The sequence below is a fragment of the Cupriavidus sp. FW306-01-F10A genome (assembly GCF_058782785.1).
In genome coordinates this window covers 1-5160 of record NZ_JBYSYA010000048.1, presented here as the reverse complement: position 1 = coordinate 5160, position 5160 = coordinate 1, and the positions used below count along the sequence as shown (strand labels likewise).

Below are 5160 nucleotides of genomic sequence, written 5' to 3'. Positions count from 1 at the left end.
GCCATGCAGCCGCCGCCACGCCGCGACGCCATCGGCACGCTCGACCGCAACCTGATCACCGCCGCCAGCGCCGGCGACCAGGACCTGGTGGCGCGCCTGCTGGCCGCCGGCGCCTCGGCGCGCGCGGCCGACGAGCGCGGGCGCAGCGCCCTGCTGGCGGCGGTGCAGAACCGGCACACCGAAGTCGCGCGCACGCTGCTGCTGGCCGGCGCCGATGTGAACCTGAAGGACACCGAGGCCAACAGCCCCTTCCTGCTGGCAGCCGCCACCGGCCAGGCCGACATGGTGCGCCTGGCGCTGGCGCACGGCGCCGACCTGGCCAGCACCGACCGCTATGACGGCACCGCGCTGATCGCCGCCAGCCAGCATGGCCATGTCGAGGTGGTGAAGCTGCTGCTGAAGGCCGGCGTTGCCGTGGACCATGTCAACGACCTCGGCTGGACCGCGCTGCTGGAAGCGGTGATCCTGGGCGATGGCAGCACCCGCTACGAGGAAACGGTGCAGCTGCTGCTGGATGCCGGCGCTGACGCCAACCTTGCCGACCGTGAAGGCGTGAGCCCCACGCGCCATGCGCGCGAGCGGGGCTACAAGACGATGGTGAAGATGCTGATGCGGGTGCGGGGGCATTGAGGGCCGGCACCGCGTAAATAAAAAAGGCTGGTCGGTCGACCAGCCTTTTTCATTGGCTACCCGGCTGCCTCAGGCCGCGGGCCTCTCCTCCGCGCCGGTGTTGCGCGCATTCTCGCTTTCCTGCAGATGGCGCCACATCACCTTGCCGGTGCCCGACTTCGGCAGCGCCTCGACGAACTCCACCACGCGCGGGTACTTGTAGGCGGCCATGTTCTCCTTGGCCCATTCGATGATCTGCTCCGGCGTGGTCTTGCCCCTGGCATGGGCGCGCAGCACCACCACCGCCTTGACGGTCTCGCCGCGGTACGGGTCGCGCGTGCCGATGATGCAGGCCTCCTGCACGTCCGGATGCTTGTACAGCAGGTTCTCCACCTCGGCCGGCCACACCTTGAAGCCCGACGCATTGATCATGCGCTTGAGGCGGTCGGTGATGAAGAAGTAGCCCTCTTCGTCCATGCGGCCCAGGTCGCCGGTGCGGAAGAAGGCCTTGCCCTCGAACTCGATAAAGGCGTCGCGGGTGGCGTCCTCCTTGCCCCAGTAGCCCTTGAACACCTGCGGGCCGCTGACGATGATCTCGCCGATCTCGTTGGGCGGCAGTTCCTTGAGCGTGACCGGGTCGACCACGCGCGCGTCGGTGTTGAAGGTCGGCACGCCCAGGCACTGCAGCTTGGGCCGGTCCGACGGGTTGCTGTGCGTCGGCGCCATGGTCTCGGACAGGCCGTAGCCTTCCAGGTAGTTCAGCCCGAACTGCTCGCGCAGGCGCTCGGCCACGGCCTGCGGCATGGCCGCGCCGCCGCCGCCGATATAGCGCAGGCTGGCCAGGTCGAACTGGGCCAGGTTGGGGCTGGCCAGGAAGTCGATCACCATGGTCGGGATATTGGTCCAGTGCGTGACCTGGTAGCGCGAGATCAGGCGGCCGGCCACCTCGCGGTCCCAGCGCGGCAGCATCACCACGGTGGCACCGCTGTAGATCGGGCCGTTCATGCCGTACTGCATGCCGGTGACGTGGAACAGCGGCAGCACCGACAGGATCACCGATTCGGCGCCCGAGCCCGACCAGGTCGAGCCGCCGACGATGTTGTGCATCACCGAGCGGTGCGTATGGATGCAGCCCTTGGGGAAGCCGGTGGTGCCCGAGGTGTAGGGCATCACCGCCATGTCGTCCGGGCCGGCGGTGTGCGGGCCGGGCTGCAGGCCGGCGCCCAATGCCTCGGGCCACGCGGTGGCGCCCGCGGGCAGCGGATGCGGCGTGGTCAGCCAGGCCGGCGGCGCGTCTTCCGGATGTTCGTGCGCGGGCGGCAGCGCGTCGGCATACTGGGTCACCAGCATATGCTGCAGGCGCTCGGCCGGCGCCAGCTCCGCCTGCGCCTGCTCGACCCCGGCGGCCAGGTCGGCGGTGAAGATCGCCACGCGCGCCTGCGCGTCGGTCACGTAATGCTTGAATTCCTCGGCGCGGTTCATCGGGTTGACCGGCACCACCACCGCGTCGGCGCGCAGGATGGCGTAGTAGCTGACGATGAACTGCGGGCAGTTCTGCATGTACAGCAGCACCCGGTCGCCCTTCTTCACGCCCGCCTTCTGCTGCAGCCAGCCGGCCAGCGCGGTGGCCTGCGCCTCCAGCTCACGGAAGGTGATGGCATTGCCGAAGTAGCGGATCGCGGCCTTGTCGGCATAGCGGAGCGCCGAGACTTCCAGGTTGGCCCAGAGCGAGGTCTCCGGCAGCACGATGGCGGTCGGCAGGCGCTTCGGCCAGAACTGGAAATGCGGGCGAGCTGGGGTCTGCATGCAAGGTCTCCTGTGCGGTCTCGCGGACCGGGTCTTTTGGTATGATCAAGGACTATAACCGAACGATCGTTCTATTTTCAACCGCAGACTTTCCCGAACCCTGCGGGCACGGTATTGGCACAGGGCGTTGCATTCGGCGCCTTCGCCCTCACAATAGGGGTATAGATTGCCTTGCCCCTTCGGGCGGCCCGCCCGGGCTGGCCGCTCCCGCCTCTCCCCGATCCAGGATTTCCCATGAGCGACGTGACCCTGCAGAATTTCGAAACCGAAGTGATCGAGGCCTCGCGCCAGGCGCCCGTGCTGGTCGACTTCTGGGCGCCGTGGTGCGGCCCCTGCCGCACGCTGGGTCCGATGCTGGAACGGCTGGAATCCGAGGCCGGCGGCCAGTGGAAGCTGGTCAAGGTCAATGTCGACGAGAACCAGGACCTGGCCGCGCACTTCGGCGTGCGCAGCATCCCACATGTGGTGGCGATTGCCGACGGCCAGGCGGTGGACCAGTTCATCGGCGTGCTGCCCGAGTCCGGCCTGCGTGAATTCCTCGGGCGACTGATGCCCAAGCCCGCGCAGACGGCCCTGCATGACGCGCTGCAACTGGCCGCCGAGGGCGACCGGGCCGGCGCCGAGGCGAAGTTCGACGAAGCCATTGCGCTCGACCCCGAGACCGACGCCGCCCGGCTGGCCTATATCGGTTTCCTGCTGGACGGCAATGCCATCGCCGAGGCCAGGTCGCAGTTCGAGGCCCTGTCGCCGCAGGCCGCGCAGCAGGACGCCCATGCCGCGCTGCGTACCCGCATGGACGCGATGGAGGGCCTGTCCGGCCTGCCGGACGAGCCCACCCTGAGCGCGCGCATCGCCGCCGACCCGCGCGACCTGGCGGCGCGGCGGGACCTGGCCAGGCTGCTGATCGCGCGCCAGCAGTACGAGCCGGCACTGGAGCAGTTGCTGGAAATCGTGCGCGCCGACCGCACCTTCGAGGACGATATCGGCCGCAAGACCATGCTGTCGGTGTTCGAGATGCTGGCCGACCGGCCCGAAGTGGTGTCGCACTGGCGCCGCCAGCTGAGCACCGCGCTGAACTGAACGGCCGGGCCGCGGCCCCGGCGCGGTAAACTGGCGGACTCAGTTCCGCCATTTTTCCTGCCATCCGCCATGCCAGCGCCCCGCCTGATCGACTTCAAGACCGAGCCCGCCCCCAGCCACGACCGCCCGCGCCCGGACCGGCTGGTGTCAGGCAACCCCGACCGCACCACCTGGACGCACTACAGCGCGCAGCACGGCGATTTCGACTGCGGCATCTGGGCATGCGAGCCCGGGGCCTGGCGCATCGCCTTTCCGGCCGGCAAGGAAGAGTTCTTCCATATCATCAGCGGCCGCATCCGCATCAGCGACGATGCCGGCCAGGCCAGCGACTTCGGCCCCGGCGACGCCTGCGTGATCCCGGCCGGCTTTACCGGGCTGTTCGAGGTGCTGGCACCGGTGCGCAAGTATTTCGTGGTGATCGACCGCGACGCCGCCCACCCGGCCTGACTGCGCTCAGGCCGCCGTGACCGGGCCTTCGACCAGCGTGAAGCCGTGCTCGCGCATATGCTCCACCATCATCGCGTCCATCGACTTGACGTGATGGTCGAACCAGCCCGAGAGCTCGGCCACCAGGCGGCGGCCAAGCTGGAACTCGGCATCGGTGTGCACCTTGTCGCGCACCGCGACGGCCACGGCCAGCACCTGCTGGTGCTCGCCCGCGTGGCAATGGCGCGGGCCGAAGCCCATCGCCTCCATCCACTGCTCTTCCTGGGCGAAATGATGGCGGGTATGGTCGATCCATGCGTCCATCGCGGCCAGGAAGCCGGCGTCGTCGGCGCCGGCCACCGCGGCCAGCAGCTGCACGAACTCGGCATGGGTGGCGTCGGTGACCGGTTCGCCCAGATGGAGGTGGTCCGGCAGGCCGGCGGAGGAAAGCTGGTCTTTGGCGTCCATGGGATCGACGGCAATCGTGGGAGAAAACGGCAAGGATACCGAATCGGCGCGGCCCGGGCCTGATCTGGCGCAAGCCAGGGGTATGCTGTGGGCGATGCGCCCTGTCCGCTACACCTATCCCTCATGCCAAGACTGATCTTCTTCTGCGGCCATGCCGGCACCGGCAAGACCACCCTCGCCCACCGCCTGATCGGCCCGCTGATGCAGGCCACCGGCGAGCCCTTCTGCCTGCTCGACAAGGACACCCTGTACGGCCGCTACAGCGCCGCGGCCATGGCCGCGATCACCGGCGACCCCAATGACCGCGACAGCCCGGCCTACCTGGACAACCTGCGCGACCCGGAATACCAGGGCCTGCTCGACACCGCGCGAGAGAACCTGGCCCTGGGCATCAGCGTGATCGTGATCGGCCCGCTGTCGCGCGAGGTCAAGGCCCACCTGCTGCATGACCCCGGCTGGCTGCACGTGCCCGCCGGCACCACGGTGCGCACGCTCTGGGTCCATCTGCCGGAAGACGAGGCCCATGCGCGCATCATCCGGCGCGGCAATCCCAACGACGCCTACAAGCTGAGCCACTGGGAGGCGTACCGCACCCGGCGCTTCATGCCGGCGCCCGCGGACTATCCGGAACTGATCTTCTTCGACAACCAGGCACCGGGCGACGCCGAGGTAGACGGGCTGCTGCGCGCGCTGAGCGCCTGAGTAACCGTCTTCAAAGTCAAGTTCGGTGAAGCGATTTGTCCCAAGGAGTGCTGGTTCTGACCATGGCGT

At 68.6% G+C, this 5160-nt stretch carries 6 protein-coding genes; 4 read left to right on the top strand and 2 right to left on the bottom strand.

The annotated features are described in order from the left end of the window. A partial coding sequence (locus tag AC3WLF_RS31240; RefSeq protein ID WP_492359304.1) for an ankyrin repeat domain-containing protein occupies positions 1-630 on the top strand: 630 nt, incomplete at its 5' end. Positions 631-699: 69 nt separating this feature from the next. Here AC3WLF_RS31240 and AC3WLF_RS31235 read toward each other — a convergent pair. Continuing rightward, positions 700-2415: a long-chain fatty acid--CoA ligase gene (locus AC3WLF_RS31235; RefSeq protein ID WP_492318760.1), complete on the bottom strand. Its 1716-nt coding sequence runs from the start codon at positions 2413-2415 to the stop codon at positions 700-702. 234 nt (positions 2416-2649) lie between these two features. On the opposite strand from AC3WLF_RS31235, the gene trxA reads away from it, so the two are divergent. Further along, complete coding sequence (trxA, locus tag AC3WLF_RS31230) at positions 2650-3495, top strand: thioredoxin (RefSeq protein ID WP_492318761.1); 846 nt, start codon at positions 2650-2652, stop codon at positions 3493-3495. A gap of 69 nt (positions 3496-3564) precedes the next feature. Further along, positions 3565-3942: a cupin domain-containing protein gene (locus AC3WLF_RS31225; protein ID WP_492318762.1), complete on the top strand. Its 378-nt coding sequence runs from the start codon at positions 3565-3567 to the stop codon at positions 3940-3942. Positions 3943-3948: 6 nt separating this feature from the next. Here AC3WLF_RS31225 and AC3WLF_RS31220 read toward each other — a convergent pair whose 3' ends face one another. Next, positions 3949-4389 (bottom strand): bacteriohemerythrin, encoded by a 441-nt coding sequence (locus AC3WLF_RS31220; RefSeq protein WP_114131860.1) that lies wholly within the window; start codon positions 4387-4389, stop codon positions 3949-3951. A 123-nt stretch (positions 4390-4512) separates the two neighbouring features. Here AC3WLF_RS31220 and AC3WLF_RS31215 point away from each other — a divergent pair, with 123 nt between their 5' ends. Then, complete coding sequence (locus AC3WLF_RS31215) at positions 4513-5091, top strand: P-loop nucleotide/nucleoside kinase family protein (protein WP_492359303.1); 579 nt, start codon at positions 4513-4515, stop codon at positions 5089-5091. Positions 5092-5160: the final 69 nt, after the last annotated feature.

Bases quoted from the DNA above. Each gene is read 5' to 3' on its own strand.
- AC3WLF_RS31225 (WP_492318762.1), top strand. From the start codon at position 3,565: ATGCCAGCGCCCCGCCTGATCGACTTCAAGACCGAGCCCGCCCCCAGC.
- AC3WLF_RS31220 (WP_114131860.1), bottom strand. From the start codon at position 4,389: ATGGACGCCAAAGACCAGCTTTCCTCCGCCGGCCTGCCGGACCACCTC.
- AC3WLF_RS31215 (WP_492359303.1), top strand. From the start codon at position 4,513: ATGCCAAGACTGATCTTCTTCTGCGGCCATGCCGGCACCGGCAAGACC.
- AC3WLF_RS31235 (WP_492318760.1), bottom strand. From the start codon at position 2,415: ATGCAGACCCCAGCTCGCCCGCATTTCCAGTTCTGGCCGAAGCGCCTG.
- trxA (WP_492318761.1), top strand. From the start codon at position 2,650: ATGAGCGACGTGACCCTGCAGAATTTCGAAACCGAAGTGATCGAGGCC.